The sequence below is a fragment of the Micromonospora sp. USAFONa4 genome (assembly GCF_057197825.1).
On the sequence record NZ_CM170072.1, the window covers coordinates 6,748,050 to 6,767,624 of the forward strand.

Consider the following 19,575-nt stretch of genomic DNA (forward strand, 5'->3'; position numbering starts at 1 on the left):
CGCCGTGGCGCGTCACCGCGTCAGCGCAGGCGGCCCTCGATGGCGTCGATGATGCGCGGGCGCAGCTCCGCCGCGCGGATGACGGCGTCGACGGAGCCGACCTCGACCGCGCGCTGGATGTTGTGCACCCGGTCGAACTCGGCGGCCACCTCGCCCAGCTTCTCCACGCGCACCGACGAGCGCAGCTCGTCGAGCTCCGCCGTCAACGCCGCGCGGTCGGTGCCGGAGGCCGCCGCGACGCGGGCCTCCAACTCCCGCACGCGCGGGTCGGCCGCCGTGCGGGCGTTGACGTCGCCGGAGAACACCACCGCGGCGGCGGGGGCGCCGCCGAGGACCGAGGCGAACGAGCCTTCCAGCGCGAGCACGGTCATGTTCGGGTTCAGCGCCTTCGAGAACACCACGAACGCGCCACCGTGGTACCGCGAGATCACGCAGAACACGATGGGCCCGCGGAAGTTCACGATCGCGCGGCCGATCTCGGCGCCGTACTCCAGCTGGAGGTTGCGCATCGACTCCGGCGAGCCGTCGAAGCCCGACAGGTTCGCCAGCACCACCAGCGGCCGGTTGCCGCTGGCCGCGTTGATCGCCCGCGCGGCCTTCTTCGACGACCGCGGGAACAACGTGCCCGCGGTGTAGGTGTCCGGGCCGTCGGTGGGCGGGAAGCCGCGCCGCGGCACCGACCGTGACTCGATGCCGATCAGGCACACCGGCATGCCACCGAGGTGTACGTCCTGCACCGCCACGGTCTCCGCGTCGGCCATGCCCGCCCACCGTTCCAGCACCGGGTGGTCCTGGTCGGAGAGCGCCCGCATCACCGTCCGGATGTCGAACGGCTTCTTGCGGTCCGGGTTGGCCTCGGCGGAGAAGATCTCGCCGACGGTGGTGAAGTCGCTGCCCGCCACGACGTGCGGGAAGGTGGAGACGTCGCGGTCGAGCGGGTCGGTCGTCCGCGCCCGCCGCGGCCCCTGCTCGCCGGGCGCGACGTACGTGTGCTCGTAGTGCGCCATCAGCACGTCCCGCGCTGCGGCCAGGTTCGGCGCCCAGTACTGCGCCTGCCCGTTCGGGCCCATCACCCGGTCGTAGCCGCCGATGCCGAAGTTGTCCTCGGCCGAGACGCCACCGGAGAAGTCGAGCGACTGCTTGCCGGTGAGCACCATCGCCGAGTCGGGCGTCATCACCAGCACGCCCTTCGTGTGCATCAGCATCGTCGCCTCGGCGTTCCAGTACGGCTGCGCCCCGACGGTGATGCCCGCGACCACGACGTTGATCTCGCCACCGTCCTGGGTGAACTCGACGATCCGCTTGAGCGCCGCGGCCACCCAGTCCATGTTCTCCGTGCCCGACTCCATGGAGATCCGGGCGCCCGCCGACAGCGCGTACCACTCCAGCGGCACCTGCATCCGCTCGGCCAGGTCCAGCGCCGCGATCACGCGGCGGCACTCCGGCTCCGACAGCGCGCCGAGCGCCTTCGTCGGATCGCCGAGCAGCACGACCCGGGTGACGCCCTGCGGGTGCCGCCGGGTCGGGGTGGTCACCACGCCCGCCACGATCGCCGCGCTGTTGCGTCCCTTCGGCCGCTCGACCGGCACCAGCGCGTGGTCGTCGTCGAGGTCGTGCTCGACGAAGGTGCCGAGCAGGCCGGTCAGCTCGTACGGGTAGACCGCGTTGCGGCTGCTCGCGCGCAGCACCTTCTGCCGGTAGTCGTCGAGCGGCTCGACCGGCTCGTCCGACGGCTCGCCGACGGTCAGCGCGGTGCCGCCCGTGGCGTCGAACGAGACGCGTACGGCGATCTTGGTCAGCTCGCCGGTCCGGCGGTCGCGCTGCCGCGCGATGAACAGGATCTCCTCCAGCCCGGCACCCGCGGTCGTGGGCAGCACCCGCCGGGCGATCATCTCCAGCTCCGCGCGGGTGAGGTCGCTCGGCGGCCAGACGTAGACCACGATCCGGTTGGTGCTGAAGCGCTTCCTCGACGGCCGCCGCGACTGCGCGCGACGGATCGAGTCGAGACAGGTGGCGAGGACGTCCTCGGCGGTGGGCAGCGCCACCAGCCGCCCGTCGTGCTCGCGCAGCTCGGTCAGGTCGCGCACCTGCGCGAACGCGACGAGGCGGTCGTCCGACGGGTTCTCCCGCGCCACGCACTGGAAGAGGTAGACCTCCTCGTCCGACGACGGCAGCCGGGTGAGGTCGAACTTGCTCAGCCGCTCCATCTGCATCCGCTGCGCGATGTACGGGTGCAGGCCGCGGATCAGCCGCTCCTCCATCATCCCGATGGTCGACGGGCGGAACGTGAAGTGGTGGTGCATCACCGCGCCGCTGCGACCCGCGACGGTCGTGGTGAGCCTGCGGACCTGGCTCGGCAGCGGGTGCGCGCTGACGACCTCGTGCAGCGCCGCCGCCATCGCGTCGAAGTCCGCCGGCTGGTTCTCCCACGCCAGATAGATGTCGACGTCGATGGCGTCGTGGCCGCTCGCCAGCTCCGCGAGGCCGCGCAGCGCGCTGCCCAGCGCGTCGAAGCCCACGGCGGCGGAGACCACGCACGAGCCCGTCCGCTCGGCGACCACGAACGTGCAGCCCTCGACCTCGCTGGTGCGTACGCCGGTGAGGTCCTTGTTGCCGTAGTAGCGCCGGGTCAGCACCTCCAGCATGACCGCGTTGTCCACGTCGTCGCGGACGAGCCGCTGGCCGAGCAGCCGCACCAGCGGCTCGGTGGAGCGCACCATCTCGGCGACGCGCTCCGCGCGGTCCGGCGCGTCCGGATGCGCGTCGAGGTGACGCAGGTGCCGGCGCACGTCGGCGTAGACGCGGGCCCGGTTGCGGCGCAGCAGCGGCTGGGCGAACCAGGCGAACACCACGCCGCGCGCGAGGTCGCAGACCACCGGGAAGCGGACCTGCGTCGCGGCCACCAGCCGCTCCAGCGCGAGACCGGCGGGCTCGCGCAGCGACTCGTCCGGCGGCGGCTCCCGCAGCCAGGCGCGCAGCAGCGTCGCGACGACCGTGGCGTCGGCGGACGCGCGTTGCAGGGCGAGGAAGATCCGGAACACGGCGGCTTCGAGCTCGGGGCAGCGCTCCAGCTCGGTGACGCCGTAGTGCCCGAGCGCCTTGGCGAGCTTGGCCTGGAACGTCTCCGGCAGCCCGGCCCGGTCCACGTCGAGGTACTGCAGGTAGGTGTGGAAGTACTCCCGGGCGCTCGGCACGTGGCCGGCGCCGCCGCCGTCCTCGCCCGTCGGCCGGTTGCGGCTGAGCTCGGTGAGGTCGGCGAACACGTCGATGAGGCCGAGTTCCTCGGCCAGCGGCCGGTGACCGTCCTCGGTGGCCGACCGGCGCGCGGCGAGGTAGTCGTCGAGCAGCCGGCGCTCGTCGTGCGGATCGACGTCGAAGCCGAGCAGCAGGCTGCGCAGGTCCTCCTGGCCACGCGTGGCGCGCTCCCGCGCCGGGATCCTGGCGGGCGCTTCGGGCAGGTCCAGCTCGACGGACTCGGTCGCCGCGGTCTCCCCGGCCTCGGCGTCGTCGGCGAGCGGCTCCAGCCGCAGCAGCGGCGCGCCGGTCTCCACCTGGGTGCCCACGGAGACGACGCATTCCTTCAGCCGCGCCTTGAACGGCGCCCGCAGCACCGTCTCCATCTTCATGCTCTCCAGCACCAGCACCGGCGCGCCCGCCTCGACCTCGGCGCCGACCTTCAACGGCGTGGCGACGACCAGCGCGGGGCTGGGCGAACGCAGGACACCGCCCTCGTCGCGGGTGACCCGGTGCGCCACGCCGTCCACCTCGACCAGGTGGATCGGCCCGTGCGTGCCGATGAGCAGGCGGTAGCGGGTGCCGTTGACGACGATCTGCCCGGTGTGCCGGTCGAAGCGGTCCAGCTCGACGTCGGCGGTGCGCACGGCGCCACCCGCTTCGACGCCGACGCGGAACCGGTGTGCGCCGACCCGCGCGACGCGCACGCGGTAGTCGACGCCGCGCAGCTTGAGGTCCAGCGGTCGGCCGCTCTCGTGCTGCACCTGCGGGCGTCCGCCGAACGCCGTCGACAGCAGCCGCTGCCGCTCGACGCGCTCCTCCTCCTCGTACGCCTCGATGGCGGCGGCCGCCAGCGCGACGGCGGAGTGCCGGTGCGTGACCAGCCTGCCCTCGCCCCGGACGCGGTCGATCCAGCCGGTGTCCGCGCTGGCGTCGATCACCTCGGGCTGGTCGAGCAGGTCGAGCACGAAGCTCTTGTTCGTCGCACCGCCCTCGATGATGACCGTGGTCTGCGCCATCGCCCGGCGCAGCCTGCCGAGCGCCTCGTCGCGGTCGCGGCCGTACGCGATGATCTTCGCGATCATCGAGTCGAAGTCGGCGGGGATGGTGTCGCCCTCGCTGACGCCGGTGTCCACGCGGATGCCCGGCCCGGCGGGCAGGTCCAGTCGCGCGATGCGGCCGGGGGAGGGCGCGAAGTCGCGGTCGGGGTCCTCGGCGTTCAGCCGGGCCTCGATGGCGTGCCCGCGCTCCGCCGGCGGCTCGCCCTCGAGCCGCCCGCCCGAAGCCACGTGCAGCTGCGCCCTGACCAGGTCGAAGCCGGTGGTGGACTCGGTGATCGGGTGCTCGACCTGGAGACGGGTGTTGACCTCCAGGAACGCGAACAGCCGGTCGCCGGGGTGGTAGAGGAACTCGACGGTCGCCGCCCCGCGGTAGCCGACCGCGACGGCGAGCCGTTCGGCCGACGCCTTGAGCTCGGCCGTCTGCTCAGGACCGAGCACCGGCGACGCCGACTCCTCGATGACCTTCTGGTTGCGCCGCTGCACCGAGCAGTCGCGGACACCGAGCGCCCACGCGGTGCCCTGACCGTCGGCGATCACCTGGACCTCGACGTGCCGGGCGCCGGTGACCAGGCGTTCCAGGAACACGACGCCGCTGCCGAACGCGCGCGCGGCCTCCTGGCTGGTGCGCTCGTAGGCGTCGGCGAGCTCGGCCTCGTTGGTGATCACGCGGATGCCGCGCCCGCCGCCGCCCGCGGTCGCCTTGAGCATCAGCGGGTAGCCGATCTCGGCCGCCGCCGCCAGGGCGGCGTCCAGGGTCTCGACCGCGCCGCGGCTCCACGGCGCGACCGGCACGCCGACCTCCTCGGCGATCAGCTTCGCGCCGATCTTGTCGCCCAGCTTGCGCATGGCGTCCGGGCTCGGTCCGACGAAGGTGACGCCGATCCGCTCGCACAGCTCCGCGAACGCCGGGTCCTCGGCGACGAAGCCCCAGCCGACCCACGCGGCGTCGGCCCCGCACTCCACCAGGGCGCGCTCCAGCACCTTCAGGTCGAGGTACGGGCGCGCGGACGCGGGACCGAGGTCGTAGGACAGGTCCGCCTCGCGGACGAACGTGGCCGTACGGTCGACGTCGGTGTGCAGGGCGACGGTCTCGATCCGTGTCCCGGTCTCCGCGGCGATGTCCCGTACGGCGTGGATGAGCCGCATGGCGGCCTCACCACGGTTGACGATGGCGACACGACTGAACACCGATCGAGCCCTCCTTTTAGACCAATGATGCGCGGGCCGCGACGCGGCGGCACCTTCGGCAGTGTCCACCCTCGTGCCTGTGGATCAAAAGGTCAGGGGTCCGAATCCGTTCGGCGAACGGACGATGTTGCGGCGTTGACCAGCCAAAACGCCGGACGCAACCGTGATCGTTTCCCGGCATGTGTTGCGGCCGTCCACTTCGTGGGAGAGTGATGCGCCCGGGGCGCGCTTATGTTACTGGCGGGTTCGTGTCGAGCGGGGTCGCGACGGAGCCTCAGCCGGGACCGGTGTGCCGCCGTCGAGGTCGCCGAGGAGCGAGCCCGGAACACGCATCCGCCACGCGTCGGTGACGAGTTCCGTCAGGCGGTCGACGTCCACCCGCGCCAGCCGCAGCATGACCAGGGGCAGCCCCTCGTAGGCGGGCGTGGTGAAGAAGACCTCGGGCTCGCCGAGGAGCAACGCCTGCTTCTCCGCCTCGTCGCCGACGTAGAGCACCGCGACGTCGGTCCGGATCAGGCGCGACGTGCCGGGTCTGCGCTCGGGGTAGGACCAGACGAACCCCTTGTCGGCGACCCGGAAGTCGAAGCCCTCGCTGTCGATCTCGACCACGTGCGGCAGCGCCAGCGCCAGGTGCCGGACGTCGTCGGCGTCAGCCATCGGGGTCGCTCCGCACCATCGTCTCCCACACCCGCGCAGACTAGCTGCCACGGGTGACAACATGGTGCTGGCGCGAGGGCCCGACCGACGGGACCCGGGCCGTGCGCAGCGGCTCCGGTCGCCGTTCGGCCGCCGCCGCCCGACTGTGAACTCCGTTACCTCGCCGCCGAGCGGGAATGAGATCACCGGATCCGGATTTGGAGCCAGATGTGACTCCTGCACTCTTCCCAGCCCGGCTGCGCACCGACCGGCCGGCGGCGAGCCGATGACGGCCGCCGTCGACGCCCCCAAGGGGCCGGCAGCCCCGCTGACGCCCGGTGACCTGATGAGCCCCCGGCAACGCCTGCGGCTCGTCCTCGTCCTCGGGTCGCTGATCGCGGTGGGTCCGCTGACCATCGACATGTACCTGCCCGCGCTTCCCACGATCGTCGACGACTTCCGGACCACGTCGGCGGCGGTCCAGTTGACCCTCACCGGCACGCTGGCGGGCCTCGCCCTCGGCCAGTTGCTGATCGGCCCGCTGTCCGACGCCGTCGGCCGGCGCGCGCCGCTGATCGCCGGCATCGCGCTGCACGTCGTGGCGTCGCTGCTCTGCGTCGTCGCGCCGAGCATCACGGTTCTCGGCGCGTTGCGGGTGGTGCAGGGCCTCGGCGTCGCCGCGGCCTCGGTGGTCGCGATGGCCGTCGTCCGCGACCTGTTCGACGGCGCGGCCTTCGCGAAGCTGCTCTCCCGGCTGCTGCTGGTCATGGGGGCGGCGCCGATCCTCGCGCCGACCCTCGGCGGCGGGCTGCTGCGCTGGACGGACTGGCGCGGCGTGTTCGTGGCGCTGGCCGCCTTCGGCGTGCTGCTCGTGGTGGTCGCCGCGTTCGGCCTGCGCGAGACGCTGCCCGCCGAGCGGCGCCGGCGCGGCGGCGTGGTCGCGACGATCGGCGTGTACGGCGCGCTGCTGCGCGACCGTACGTTCGTGGGCCTGGTCCTGGTCGCCGGACTGGCCATGGCCGCCCTGTTCGCGTACGTCGCCGGGTCGTCGTTCGTCTTCCAGGACCAGTACGGCCTGGACGAGCAGCAGTTCGGCCTGGCCTTCGGGGCGGGCGCGGTCGGGCTGATCGCGGCGACCCAGTTCAACGTACGGCTGCTGCGCCGCCACCCGCCGCAGCGGATCCTCGTCGTCGCCCTGGCCGCGGGGAGCGTGGCCGGACTGGCACTGCTCGCCTTCGCCGTGACCGGGTTCGGCGGGCTGCCGGCCCTGCTGGTGTCGTTGTGGGTGGTGCTCGCGGCGGCGGGCCTCGCGATGCCGAACGCGCCGGCGCTGGCCCTGTCCCGCCACGGCGAGGCGGCGGGCACGGCCTCCGCCCTGCTCGGCGCCGTGCAGTTCGGCGTCGGTGCGCTGGCCGCGCCCCTGGTGGGCGTCCTGGGCACCGGCGCGGTCGCCATGTCCGTCGTCGTCGCCGGGGGCATGCTGGCGGCGACGGCGGTCCTGTTCGTCGTCGTGCGACCGTCCCGGCTGGCAGGCCTGGAGCCGGACGGGGTGGTCCTGGCCGCGCACTGAGTGGCCCGCCGCGCGTTGCGCGGAAAGTAGTTGTCGGCGGAACGGGTGGCGGCCTAGCCTGCTGGCTGTGCACGCCACCTGCCGGCGGATGCGCCGGGTGCGCCGGTGAGCAGCCGCCTTCGTGAGATCGCCCGACAGACGGTGGCGATCGCCGAGTCGGGCCGGTACCGCAACGGTGCCGGAGACGAGGTCGTCATCGGTGCGCAGGTGCGGGCCGCGGTCGCCGGCACCCGCCACCACCTTCCCGACGGGACGCTCACCGTCGACGACACGCGGGTCGGGGCCGGCGACGTCGAGGTGACGTACGAGTCGACGTTGCAGGCGGCCCGCCGGCTCGGCCCGGATGCGGCGTGTCTGGTGTTCGCGTCGGCCAAGAACCCGGGCGGCGGGTTCCTCGGCGGGGCGAAGGCGCAGGAGGAGAGCGTCGCACGATCGTCGGCGCTCTACCCGTGCCTGCTCGCCGCGCCGGACTTCTACGCGTTCCACCGCGGCCAGCGCGACCTGCGGTACAGCGACCGGGTCGTCTACTCCCCGCGGGTGCCGGTGTTCCGCGACGACAAGGGCGTGCTGCTCGACGTGGCGTACCAGACGTCGTTCCTCACCGCCGCGGCGCCGAACCTCGGCGCGATCGTGCGCAACCAGCCCGCGCACGCCTCCGACGTGCCGGCGGTGCTGCGCCGCCGTGCGCGGCGGGTGCTCGAGGTGGCCGCCGCGCACGGGCATCGGACGATCGTGCTGGGCGCGTGGGGGTGCGGGGTGTTCCGCAACGACCCCGCCACGGTGGCGGACGCCTTCGCCGACGCGCTGCGGGTGGTGGACCGGTTCGACCGGGTGGTGTTCGCCATCCGCGACAACCTGTCGGGTACGCCCGTGTACGGCGCGTTCGCAGCACGTTTCGGCACGTCCGCGCCGGGGCCGGCGGGCGACCCCCGTCGGGGTTGAGTGGTCCGGCCCGACGCCGCGCCGAGGCCCGGCCCGGCGGTGGCGCGCTGCCGCCACCGCCGTTCACCGCCACCGTTGTCAGGCCGCTACCGCCGCCCAGCCCACCACCGCGTCCAGCCCGCCGGCGCCGTGGTCAGCGTGGCTGCTCGGCGAGGTCCCGGATGCCCTGCAACGTGCCGGTCATGGCGTCCCGCAGGGCGTCCAGCCGGCGGGCGATGACCTGCTCCTCGTTCTCCGGGGCCCGGTCGATGATGAGGCTGAGCCCGGTGCGGCCGGGGCCGATCCGCACGGAGTGGGACAGCCGGCACCCGCCGTCCTCGGCGGTGAGGCGGTACTGCCAGCTGGCACCCGGTTGCGCGGGGTCGGTGGGGCCGCCGCCGAAGCGGTTGTCCGGGTCGAGCACGACCCAGCCGAAGGCCCGCGGCTCGTCGAACCGCACGATGTGCGAGATGGTGCGCCACTCGCCCAGCGCCGGATGGTGGTTGTGCCCCTCGAACCGGGCGCCGAGTGTCGGCCCCCGGCTGCCGTCCAGCCACCGCACCCGGCGCAGCTCCGGACTGAACCGCGCGGGCAGCTCGATGTCCGTGACCAGCTCCCACACCCGGGCGGGATCGGCTGCCACGTGCAGGTCGCACTCGACCGCCGGGCCGTCGACGTAGCGCACGGCATCCTCCTTCGTGTCCTCGACTGACTTCCGGTCCGCGCACCGCAGCCACCGTCGTAGGACGGGCGGCCGCCGCACCGGACAAGGATGGCCCGTCCGGGCCGTCCGCGCAGCCCCGGCACGCTCATGTGTCTCGATACCGACGATCGGCGCGGGCATCGACCGTCGGCGGTCGACCCCGCTCGATCGCCGGGCTCCACGCCCGCCCCCGCCGCCGGCTGCCGCGATCCGGCGTCGGGGTCATGGCGGCGGCGTAAACGGGTATGCCGTCGCATGGGAACCGAGGTCGCCGTGGTCGGTGCCGGATTCTCCGGGCTGGCCGCCGCGCTCGCGCTCGCCCGCGCCGGGGTACGGACGCGGGTGCTGGAGGCGCGCGACCGGGTGGGCGGGCGGGTGCTCACCCGGTGGCTGGCCGACGGCACCCAGCTCGACCTGGGCGCCCAGTGGGTCGGCCCCACCCAGGACCGGGTCAACGGGCTCCTCGCCCGGTACGGGATCGCCACCTTCCCGTCCGCCGCGTACGGCGCGTCACCGGTGATCTTTCCCGACGGTCGGCACGCCGGGGTCCCCGAGGGCGCCGCGCGGGTCCTCGACCTGCTCGACGCGTACGCCGAGCGGGTCGACCCGGTCGCGCCGTGGGCGGGGGCCGAGGCCGCCGAGTGGGACCGTACGACGCTGGCCGGCTGGCTGCGCACGGCCGCGCCGGACCCGGCCACCGCCCGGTACCTCGGGCGGCTGCTCGCGGGCGGGCTGCTGGCCGCCGGCCCGGACGAGATCTCCGTGCTTCAACTGGCGTTCTACCTGCGCTCCGGCGGCGGCAGCCGGGCGCTGCTGGCGATGGCCGGCGGCGCGCAGCAGGACCGGATCGTCGGCGGGCCGCCGGTGCTGGCCGAGGCGCTGGCCGAGGCGCTGGCCGCGGCGCTCGGCCCGGACGCGGTGCGGCTGTCCGCGCCCGTGCGGGCCATCGCGCAGGACCGCGCCGGCGTGGTCGTGCACACCGACACCGACCGCGTCGGGGCGGACGCGGTGGTGGTCGCCGTGCCGCCGACGCTGGCCGGGCGCATCCGGTACGACCCACCGCTGCCGCCCCTGCGCGACGCGCTCACCCAGCGGATGCCGATGGGCTCGGCGATCAAGGTGCACGCGGTCTACCCGGAACCCTTCTGGCGCGCCGACGGCCGTTCCGGCGTCGCGTTCTGCCTTGCCGGGCCGGTCACCGAGACGGTGGACAACAGCACCCCGGCCTCCCCGCGCGGGGTGCTCACCGCGTTCAGCTACGGCCCGGAGGCGAACGCGCTGCGCCGGATGCCGCCGCGGGACCGCAGGGCGAGCCTGCTCGACGCCCTCGCCGCCGTCGCCGGCCCGGCCGCCCGGCGGCCCGAGGAGTTCGTCGAGTACGACTGGTCGGCGGACGAGTGGACGCGCGGCTGCTTCTGCGGCGCGCCGACTCTGGGCTCCTGGTGCGGCTACGGCCCGGAGCTGCGCCAGCCGGTGGGACGGGTGCACTGGGCCGGCACGGAGACCGCCACCCGGTGGGCGGGTTACCTGGACGGGGCGATCGAGGCCGGCGAGCGGGCGGCTGCGGAGATCCTGGCGCGTACGGGCGGCTGACGCCGCGGGGCCGGCTGCGCAACGGCTCAGCCGCTCGGCGGCGGCGGTCGCCGTTCGCACCGACGTGACGCCGGGCGAGGAGGTGCCCGGCCGGTGCCGGGTCGACCGGTAAGCTCCAACCTCGGCGTACGTGTGTCGACCGGTGTTCGTCGGGACGAGGGGTGACCTCACCGCCCCCGGTGAGCTGAGCAGGGTGGAGTGGTTGTGACGGCCGACTGGCAGGCGGGCGGTTCCGGCGCCGCCGGGTCAGGACTGGCGTTGGCGGCCATCCAGGGTCGGCAGAGCCTGCGCGAGGAGGTGGCGCACGCGCTGCGCGCCGCGATCGTGGCGGGCCAGATCAGGCCCGGCACCATCTATTCGGCGCCCACCCTGGCGACGCAGTTCGGGGTCTCCCCGACGCCCGTGCGCGAGGCGATCCTCGATCTGGCCAAGGAGGGCCTGATCACGATCGTCAAGAACAAGGGCTTTCGGATCCGCTCCCTGTCGGAGCGCGAACTCGACGAGATCACGCAGATCCGGGAACTGCTGGAGATCCCGGTGGTGGCCGACCAGGTGGGCCGGCTCTCGGCGGAGCAGTTGCGCGAGCTCCGGGTGCTCGCGGAGGCCATCGTCAGGGCCGCGAGCCGGGGCGACGTCGTGGCGTACATCGAGGCGGACAGCGAGTTCCACCTGACCCTGCTGCGCGCGGGCGGCAACCTGCGGCTGGTGGAGACGGTGGCCGACCTGCGTAACCGCACCCGCCTGTACGGGCTCGACGCGCTGGTCAGGGACGGACGGCTGGTCGACTCGGCAAGCGAGCACGTCCAACTCATGGAGCTGTTCGCGGCGGGGGACCGGGACGGAGTCGTGGACCTGATGCGCAGCCACCTGCGGCACGTGCGCGGAATCTGGGCCGACCGACCCGAGCGCTAGCCGGCGCGCGTCACCGCGGGCCGTCCGGTGGCGGTCCGCTGCCGGCACGTCACCGCGCCGACGACGGGCGCCGGTGCCGGAAGAGGAACACCGTTCGCACCTGGTGACGGCCCCGACAACCGTGCTACGGTGCCATGTAACATTTTACTGGAGGTGGCGTGGAACAGATTCCGTGGCGGGGGGTCCTGGCGGCCACCGCCCTGCCGTTCGACCCCCGTGACCTGAGTGTCGACCTCGACGCCTACGCGGCGCACGTCCGGTGGCTCGCCGACAACGGCTGCCGCGGGGTCGTCCCGAACGGCTCGCTGGGGGAGTACCAGGTGCTCAGCGCCGAGGAGCGCAAGGCCGTCGTACGCACCGCGGTGCAGGCGGCCCCCGCCGGCTTCTCGGTGGTGCCCGGCGTGTCGGCGTACGGGGCGGACGAGGCGCGGCGCTGGGCGGAGCAGGCGGCCGAGGCGGGCTGCCAGGCCGTGATGCTGCTGCCGCCCACCGCGTACCGCGCCGACGAGGCGGCCGTGTTGGCCCACTACCGGGAGGTGGCCAGGGCCGGCCTGCCGATCGTCGCCTACAACAATCCGCTCGACACCCGCGTCGACCTCACCCCCGCCCTGCTGCGCCGGCTCTTCGAGGAGGGGCTCGTGGTCGCGGTCAAGGAGTTCAGCGGCGACGTCCGCCGCGCGTACGAGATCGCCGAGCTCGCGCCCGGCCTCGACCTGCTGGCCGGCGCCGACGACGTGGCCCTCGAACTGCTGATGGCCGGTGCGGTCGGCTGGATCGGCGGCTACCAGAACGCCATCCCGGACAGCTGCGCCCGCCTCTACACGGCCGCCGTCGCCGGGGACGCCGCAACCGCCGTGCCGCTGTACCGGACGCTGCACCCGCTGCTGCGCTGGGACTCCCGCTCCGAGTTCGTCCAGGCGATCAAGCTCTCCATGGACGTGGCCGGCCGGGCGGGCGGCCCCAGCCGCCAGCCGCGCCAGCCCCTGCCCGCGACCGTCGCCGCCGAGATCCGGGAGACCACCGGGCGGCTGCTCGCGGCGGGGCACCGCTGATGCGCACCAACCGCGTCATCCACGTGGTCGACTCGCACACGGAGGGGATGCCCACCCGGGTGGTGACCGGCGGCGTGCCGGTGATTCCCGGCGCCACCATGGCGCAGCGCCGCGAACACCTGATGACCCACCTCGACCACCTGCGCACGTTCCTGATGTACGAGCCCCGGGGCCACTCGGCGATGTCGGGGGCGATCCTGCAACCCCCGACCCGACCGGACGCCGACTTCGGCGTGATCTACATCGAGGTCTCCGGCTGCCTGCCGATGTGCGGCCACGGCACCATCGGCGTGGCCACGGTGCTGGTCGAGACCGGCATGGTCGAGGTCACCGAGCCGGTGACCACCGTACGCCTGGACACCCCCGCCGGCCTGGTGGTGGCGTCGGTCGCGGTGACCGACGGCCGCGCCACCGCCGTCACGATCCGCAACGTCCCGTCCTTCACGGTCGCGCTGGACGCCGTGGTCGACGTTCCCGGCCTGGGCCGGGTCCGCTACGACCTGGCCTACGGCGGCAACTTCTACGCCATCGTGGACCTCACCGAGCTGGGAATCGGCCTCGACCGGGCCCACAAGCAGCGGTTGCTGGACGCCGGGCTGGCCATCATGGCGGCGGTCGACGCCACCGACCGGCCGGTGCATCCCGGGCAGCCGGAGATCGCCGGCTGCCATCACGTGTACCTGGCGGGGGAGGGCTCGGACGCCCGCCACTCCCGGCACGCCATGGTGATCCACCCCGGCTGGTTCGACCGGTCTCCCTGCGGCACCGGCACGTCGGCGCGGATGGCGCAACTGCACGCCCGGGGCCTGCTGCCGCTCGACCGGGACTTCGTCAACGAGTCCCTGCTCGGCACCCGGTTCGTCGGACGGCTGGTCGACACGGCCACCGTCGCAGGCCGCCCGGCGGTGGTGCCGACGGTCACCGGGCGGGCCTGGCTGACCGGCACCGCCCAGCACTTCCTCGATCCCGACGACCCCTTCCCGGCAGGATTCCTGTGGTGACCGAGATGATCCGGAGTCGTTCCCCGCAGTGCCCCGGCGACGTGGTCGCCGAACGCGCCGCGGTGTCACCCGCCGAGGTGCGCGCACTGGCCGCGCAGGCGCGTACCGCACAGGCCGGGTGGTGCCGGGAAGGGCCCGCCGGCCGCGCCTCGGCCCTGCGCGCGGCGGCCGACCGGCTGCGCGACCGGGCCGACGCGGTCGCCGACCTCATCGTCCGCGAGGTCGGCAAGCCGGCGGGCGAGGCGCGCGCCGAGGTGGACCGCAGCGCGGCCATCCTGGACTACTACGCGCAGGCATGCTACGCCGCGACCGGTGACGTGCTGGCACCCTCGCTCCCGGCGCACCAGCCCGGCCTGCTCCTCACCGAACGCCGCCCGCGCGGCGTCGCCGGGCTGGTCACGCCGTGGAACTTCCCCCTGGCGATCCCGCTGTGGAAGGCCGCGCCGGCGCTCGCCACCGGCAACGCCGTGCTGCTCAAACCCTCCCCGGACGCGCTCGCCTGCGGCGAGGCCGTCGGTGGGCTGTTCGAGGGGCTGCTGCCGAACGGGCTGCTGCACGTCGTACCGGGCGGGACGGAGACCGGGCGGGCGGTCGTCGAGGCGAGCGACGTCGTCTCGTTCACCGGGTCCGCGACCGTCGGCGCCCAGGTCGCCGTCGCTGCCGCCCACGCCGGGCTGCCGGTCCAGGCGGAGATGGGCGGCCAGAACGCGGCCGTCGTGCTGCCCGACGCGGACCTCGGGCAGACCGCCGCGCTGCTGGCCAACGCCGCGATGGGGTACGCCGGACAGAAGTGCACCGCGACCCGGCGCATCGTCGTGGTGGGCGACGCCCGGGAGTTCACCGAGGCACTGGTGGCCGCCGTGGCGGCGCTGCGGTTCGGCGATCCCGCCGAGACGAGCGTCGTCGCCGGCCCGGTGATCCACGCGGCGGCGCGCGAGCGGGTCCTCGACGCCGCCGAGGCCGCGCGGGCCAGCGGGGCCCGGCTGCTCACCGGCGGTACGGACGGCCCGCCCGCCGCCGACGACGGCTGGTACGTCGCGCCGGTGCTGATCGACGGACTCGACCCGGCACACCCCGTGGCCAGGGAGGAGACCTTCGGACCGCTGGCCACCATCCTGGCCGTGCCAGACCTGGCCAGCGCCGTCGACCTGGTCAACGACGTGCGCTACGGGCTCGTCACCTCCGTGCACGGCCGCGACGTCGGAGCGCTGCTCGACGCCACCCGGCGGATCGACACCGGCCTGATCCGGGTCAACGCGCCGACGACCGGAGTGGACTTCCACGCGCCGTTCGGCGGCGAGAAGGCCTCCAGCTACGGGCCGCGCGAACAGGGCACCGCCGCCCTGCACTTCTACACCTCGGTCCGCACCGTCACCTTCGCGGCACCGCCGCGACCCAGCTGACCCGATCCACCCACCATCCCCGTCAAGGAGCCGCTGTGACCCGCGCCGACCTGCGTACCGGCAGCCACGACCTGCCGGTCAGCCCCGCGCTCGAGGAGTTCATGTCGTCCGGCTGGACGGACACCGAGCAGTACGACCTGCCGGTCGACGAGGTCGCCGGCTGGGCGGCGCGGCGACGCGCACGGCTGCACGGACTGTTCGCCGGACAGCGCCTGGTGGTACCGGCCGGCGGCTACCAGCGGCGCTCCAACGACCAGAACTACCCCTTCCGGCCCCACTCGGCGTACACGTGGCTGACCGGCGACCAGTCCTCCGACGGCGTCCTGGTGGTCGAGCCCGACGGGGAGGTCACGCTGTTCCTGCGCCCCCGCTCCGGCCGCAAGGACGGCGAGTTCTTCCGCGACCGGGTCTACGGCGAGCTGTGGGCCGGCCGGCGCCCCACGCTGGGCGAGAGCAGTCGCCGGCTGGCCCTGCCGACCCGCCACGTCGCCGAGCTGGCGCCGGCGCTGGCCGGTACGCACACGCCGACGCGGGTGCTGCGTGGCGTCGACGCGGGCGTCGACGCGCTGCTCGGCGGCGGGCCCACGGCCGGCGACGCCGAGTTCGCCGCCGTGCTGGCCGAGCTGCGCCTGGTCAAGGATCCCTGGGAGATCGCCCAGTTGGAGCAGGCGGTGGCCACCACGACCCGTGGCTTCGAGGACGTGGTGCGGGCGTTGCCGATGGCGATGCGGACGTCCGAGCGGTATCTGGAGGGGGTGTTCTGGCAGCGGGCCCGCCTGGAGGGCAACGACGTCGGCTACCACTCCATCGTGGCCGCCGGCGCGCACGCGGCGACCCTGCACTGGAACGACAACGACGGGCCGGTCCGCGACGGCGACCTGCTGCTGCTCGACGCCGGGGCGGAGACCCGGTCGCTGTACACCGCCGACATCACCCGGGTGCTGCCGGTCTCCGGCCGGTTCAGCCCCTTGCAGCGTGACCTGTACGAGCTGTGCCGGCGGGCCAACGACGCCGCGCTGGAGTGCCTGCGGCCGGGCGCGCGGTTCCGGGCGTTCCACGAGGCGGCGATGACCGTGCTGGTGCACGGGCTGGCGGATCTCGGGGTACTGCCCTGCACGCCGGAGCAGTCGTTGGCGGAGGACTGCGGCCTGCACCGTCGGTGGACCCTCTGCGGCTCCGGCCACATGCTCGGCCTGGACGTGCACGACTGCGCCGCCGCCCGGTCCGACACCTACCTGGACGGCCGGCTCGCGGCCGGTCACGTGCTGACCGTGGAACCGGGACTCTACTTCCAGCCGGACGACGAACTCATCCCCGCCGAGTTGCGCGGGCTGGGCATGCGCATCGAGGAGGACGTGCTGATCACCGACGACGGATACCGCATGCTCTCCGACGACCTGCCCCGCCGCGCGGACGACGTCGAGGCGTGGATGCACCGTATCGCTTCATGACCACCGCCAGTCCGGACGTCGTCGTCATCGGGGCGGGCATGGTCGGCGTCGCCTGCGCCTACTACGCCGCCCGCGCCGGACTGACCGTCACCGTGGTCGACCGGGGCGGGGTGGCCGCCGGCACCACCGGCGCCGGCGAGGGCAACATCCTCGTCTCCGACAAGCCGCCCGGGCCGGAGCTGGCGCTGGCCCGCCACTCCGTCGCCCTGTGGCGGGAACTCGGGGAGACCCTGGGCGCGGAACACATCGAGTTGGAACACAAGGGCGGACTGGTGGTGGCCGCCTCGCCGGCCGAACACGCCGCGCTGCGGGCGTTCGCCGCGAGCCAGCGCGCCGTCGGGGTCGAGGCGTACGAGGTGGCCGCCGACGCGTTGCCCGGGTTCGAGCCGCACCTGGCCCGGGACCTCACCGGCGGCGTGCACTATCCGCAGGACACGCAGGTGCAGCCGATGCTGGCCGCCGCCCACCTGCTGCGTGCCGTCGGGGTGCGGCTGCTCACCGGGACCACCGTCGTCGGGGTGCGCCGCGACGCCGCCGGAGCGGTCCGGGGCGTGGTGACCGACCGGGGCACGCTGCACACCGCGACGGTGGTCAACGCCGCCGGCGTCTGGGCCGGCGAGGTCGCCGCCCTGGCCGGCGTCGAGCTGCCGATCCTGCCCCGGCGCGGCTTCATCCTCGTCACCGAGGCGCTGCCACCACTGGTCCGGCACAAGGTGTACGCGGCCGGCTACGTCGCGAACGTCGGCCGCAGCACGGGCGACCTGGAGGTGTCGCCGGTGGTGGAGGGCACGAGGGCGGGCACGATCCTGATCGGCTCCACCCGGGAACGGGTGGGGTTCGATCCGACCTTCCCGCTGCCGGCGCTGCGCCGGCTGGCGGCGGGCGCGGTCCGGCTCTTCCCGGTCCTCGCCCGGGTGTCGGCGATCCGTGCCTACCGGGGGTTCCGGCCGTACAGCCCCGACCACCTGCCGACGATCGGCGCCGACCCCCGGGTGCCGGGCCTCTACCACGCCGCCGGACACGAGGGCGCCGGGATCGGTCTCGCCCCGGCCACCGGGCACGCCGTCGCCGCACTGCTGACCGGGCGCCGCCCGGACGTGGACCTACGACCATTCGCCCCGGAGCGCCATGACGTTCACCTTTGACGGCCGTCCCGTCCCCACCGACGGGCGACGGACGATCGCCGCCGCACTGCTCGCCGCAGGCGTCCGCTCGTGGCGGCGTACCCGGGTCGGCGACCGGCCCCGGGGGGTCTTCTGCGGGATCGGGATCTGCTTCGACTGCCTGGTCCGCGTCAACGGGGCGTCGTCACAGCGCGCCTGCCTGGTCGTCGCCCGCCCGGGGGACGTGGTCGAGACCCACGACGACGGGCCGCGGCCGTGACCGCGTACGACGTGGTGGTGATCGGCGCCGGACCGGCCGGGTTGGCCGCGGCGGCCTCGGCGGCGCGGGCGGGCTGCCGGGTGGCGGTGCTGGACGCCGGGCCACGGCCGGGCGGGCAGTTCTGGCGGCACCAACCCGACGCGGACGGCAGCGGCCACCCCGACTGGTCGACGTTCGCCCGGCTGCGCGAGCAACTCGGCCGGGTCGACCACCGCGCCGACGCCGCCGTCTGGTTCGTCGAGTCCCGCCGGGCCACGGCGGGTCGCGCCGATCCGGAGTTCACCGTGCAGACCCGGTCGGGGGCGGTGCACGGGCGCCGGCTGGTCGTCGCCACCGGTGCCCACGACCGGGTCGTGCCGTTCCCGGGCTGGGACCTGCCCGGGGTGGTGACCGCCGGCGGCGCCCAGGCCCTGCTCAAGGGCCAGGGGGTGACCTTCGCGCGGCGGATCGTGGTGGCGGGGACGGGACCGTTCCTGCTGCCGGTCGCGACCGGCCTCGCCGAGGCGGGCGGCACCGTCGTCGGCGTCTACGAGGCGAACGACCCGGCGGGGTACGCCCGCCAACTGCGTGCGGTCGCCGGGGCGGCCGGCAAGCTCGTCGAGGCCGGCCGGTACGGCTGGCGGATGCTCCGGCACACGGTGCCCTACCACCGCCGGACGGCGGTGGTGGCCGCGCACGGCACCGACCACGTGACCGGGGTGACCGTCGCCCGGGTCGGCCCCGGCGGCACCGTGCTGCCCGGCACCGGCACTCAGGTGGAGTGCGACGGCCTCGCGGTGGGCTTCGGGTTCACCCCGCAGCTGGAGCTGGCCGTGGCCCTGGGGTGCGCGACCCGGCTGGACTCCGACGGATGCCTGGTGCTGGCCGTCGACGCCGCCCAGGCGACCTCGGTGCCGGGGGTGTACGCCGCCGGTGAGGTCACCGGCGTCGGCGGTGCCGCCCTGGCGCTGGTGGAGGGGCAGCTGGCCGGGGGCGCCGCCGCGCTCTCTCTCGGCCGTCCGCCGCCCTGGTCGGCCCGTCGGCACGACCGCCTGCTGCGGGCGCGGCGTCGGCTGCGCCGGTTCGCGGCGGCGCTGCACGCGGTCCACCCCGTGCCGGCCGGCTGGCCGGACTGGTGCGCCGACGACACGCTCGTCTGCCGGTGCGAGGAGGTGCCCGCCGGAGCGGTCCGGCGGGCGGTGCGGGAGCTGTCCGCCACCGACGGCCGGGGCGCGAAACTGTTGACCAGGGCCGGCATGGGCTGGTGCCAGGGCCGGGTCTGCGGCTACGCGACCGCCTGCCTGGTGGCGCGCGAGGCGGGCCGGACACCCGGTGCGGCCGACCTGGCCGGCTACGCGTCCCGTCCGTTGGCGCAGCCGGTCACGCTCGGCGAACTCGCCGCCGAGGAGTGAGAGCCACGCGGCGTCGCCGGTCACGTGGTGACCGGCGACGCCTCCTCGGAGCCGGGCCGAGCCCGGCCGCTCGCGC

At 74.5% G+C, this 19,575-nt stretch carries 14 protein-coding genes; 11 read left to right on the plus strand and 3 right to left on the minus strand.

Annotation, left to right across the window (positions count from 1 at the left end; all coding sequences use genetic code 11):
- Positions 1-20: 20 nt before the first annotated feature.
- Entirely contained in the window at positions 21-5,483 is a 5,463-nt protein-coding gene (locus AC0OO9_RS29140) for an ATP-binding protein (protein ID WP_484513888.1), read from the minus strand.
- A 234-nt stretch (positions 5,484-5,717) separates the two neighbouring features.
- Positions 5,718-6,140 carry an MmcQ/YjbR family DNA-binding protein gene (locus AC0OO9_RS29145; protein WP_484513890.1) on the minus strand — a complete coding sequence of 141 codons (423 nt, stop codon included), beginning with the start codon at positions 6,138-6,140 and terminating at the stop codon, positions 5,718-5,720.
- A 265-nt stretch (positions 6,141-6,405) separates the two neighbouring features.
- Here AC0OO9_RS29145 and AC0OO9_RS29150 point away from each other — a divergent pair, with 265 nt between their 5' ends.
- On the plus strand, positions 6,406-7,689 hold the full coding sequence (locus AC0OO9_RS29150) for a multidrug effflux MFS transporter (protein ID WP_484513891.1): 1,284 nt from the start codon (positions 6,406-6,408) through the stop codon (positions 7,687-7,689).
- Between the two features lie 105 nt (positions 7,690-7,794).
- Positions 7,795-8,631 (plus strand): TIGR02452 family protein, encoded by an 837-nt coding sequence (locus tag AC0OO9_RS29155; protein WP_484513892.1) that lies wholly within the window; start codon positions 7,795-7,797, stop codon positions 8,629-8,631.
- Positions 8,632-8,764: 133 nt separating this feature from the next.
- Here the strand turns inward: AC0OO9_RS29155 and AC0OO9_RS29160 are convergent, their stop codons facing one another.
- On the minus strand, positions 8,765-9,295 hold the full coding sequence (locus AC0OO9_RS29160) for an SRPBCC family protein (RefSeq protein WP_207914512.1): 531 nt from the start codon (positions 9,293-9,295) through the stop codon (positions 8,765-8,767).
- Positions 9,296-9,568: 273 nt separating this feature from the next.
- Between AC0OO9_RS29160 and AC0OO9_RS29165 the strand changes: the two genes are divergently transcribed.
- The 9 genes from AC0OO9_RS29165 (at position 9,569) to AC0OO9_RS29205 (ending at position 19,499) form a co-directional block, all read left to right on the plus strand.
- Entirely contained in the window at positions 9,569-10,906 is a 1,338-nt protein-coding gene (locus AC0OO9_RS29165) for a flavin monoamine oxidase family protein (RefSeq protein ID WP_484513895.1), read from the plus strand.
- A 204-nt stretch (positions 10,907-11,110) separates the two neighbouring features.
- The gene (locus AC0OO9_RS29170) at positions 11,111-11,818 is read left to right on the plus strand and encodes a GntR family transcriptional regulator (RefSeq protein WP_484513897.1); all 708 of its coding nucleotides are present in this window, start codon (positions 11,111-11,113) and stop codon (positions 11,816-11,818) included.
- 158 nt (positions 11,819-11,976) lie between these two features.
- Positions 11,977-12,870 carry a dihydrodipicolinate synthase family protein gene (locus tag AC0OO9_RS29175; protein WP_484513899.1) on the plus strand — a complete coding sequence of 298 codons (894 nt, stop codon included), beginning with the start codon at positions 11,977-11,979 and terminating at the stop codon, positions 12,868-12,870.
- Entirely contained in the window at positions 12,870-13,871 is a 1,002-nt protein-coding gene (locus AC0OO9_RS29180) for a proline racemase family protein (protein ID WP_421449630.1), read from the plus strand. The genes AC0OO9_RS29175 and AC0OO9_RS29180 overlap by 1 nt, the downstream gene beginning before the upstream one ends.
- Positions 13,872-13,876: 5 nt before the next feature.
- Positions 13,877-15,274, plus strand: coding sequence for an aldehyde dehydrogenase family protein (locus AC0OO9_RS29185; RefSeq protein ID WP_484518084.1), 1,398 nt, complete (start codon positions 13,877-13,879; stop codon positions 15,272-15,274).
- 35 nt (positions 15,275-15,309) lie between these two features.
- Positions 15,310-16,725, plus strand: a complete 1,416-nt coding sequence (locus AC0OO9_RS29190) for an aminopeptidase P family protein (RefSeq protein ID WP_484513900.1) — start codon at positions 15,310-15,312, stop codon at positions 16,723-16,725.
- Positions 16,722-17,870, plus strand: a complete 1,149-nt coding sequence (locus tag AC0OO9_RS29195) for an NAD(P)/FAD-dependent oxidoreductase (RefSeq protein ID WP_484513901.1) — start codon at positions 16,722-16,724, stop codon at positions 17,868-17,870. The genes AC0OO9_RS29190 and AC0OO9_RS29195 overlap by 4 nt, the downstream gene beginning before the upstream one ends.
- Positions 17,854-18,108 (plus strand): (2Fe-2S)-binding protein, encoded by a 255-nt coding sequence (locus AC0OO9_RS29200; RefSeq protein WP_484513903.1) that lies wholly within the window; start codon positions 17,854-17,856, stop codon positions 18,106-18,108. Before AC0OO9_RS29195 ends, AC0OO9_RS29200 begins: the two co-directional genes overlap by 17 nt.
- Complete coding sequence (locus tag AC0OO9_RS29205) at positions 18,105-19,499, plus strand: FAD/NAD(P)-dependent oxidoreductase (protein WP_484513905.1); 1,395 nt, start codon at positions 18,105-18,107, stop codon at positions 19,497-19,499. The genes AC0OO9_RS29200 and AC0OO9_RS29205 overlap by 4 nt, the downstream gene beginning before the upstream one ends.
- Positions 19,500-19,575 lie beyond the last annotated feature (76 nt).

Bases quoted from the DNA above. Each gene is read 5' to 3' on its own strand.
- AC0OO9_RS29145 (WP_484513890.1), bottom strand. From the start codon at position 6,140: ATGGCTGACGCCGACGACGTCCGGCACCTGGCGCTGGCGCTGCCGCAC.
- AC0OO9_RS29150 (WP_484513891.1), top strand. From the start codon at position 6,406: ATGACGGCCGCCGTCGACGCCCCCAAGGGGCCGGCAGCCCCGCTGACG.
- AC0OO9_RS29165 (WP_484513895.1), top strand. From the start codon at position 9,569: ATGGGAACCGAGGTCGCCGTGGTCGGTGCCGGATTCTCCGGGCTGGCC.
- AC0OO9_RS29180 (WP_421449630.1), top strand. From the start codon at position 12,870: ATGCGCACCAACCGCGTCATCCACGTGGTCGACTCGCACACGGAGGGG.
- AC0OO9_RS29185 (WP_484518084.1), top strand. From the start codon at position 13,877: ATGATCCGGAGTCGTTCCCCGCAGTGCCCCGGCGACGTGGTCGCCGAA.
- AC0OO9_RS29195 (WP_484513901.1), top strand. From the start codon at position 16,722: ATGACCACCGCCAGTCCGGACGTCGTCGTCATCGGGGCGGGCATGGTC.
- AC0OO9_RS29200 (WP_484513903.1), top strand. From the start codon at position 17,854: ATGACGTTCACCTTTGACGGCCGTCCCGTCCCCACCGACGGGCGACGG.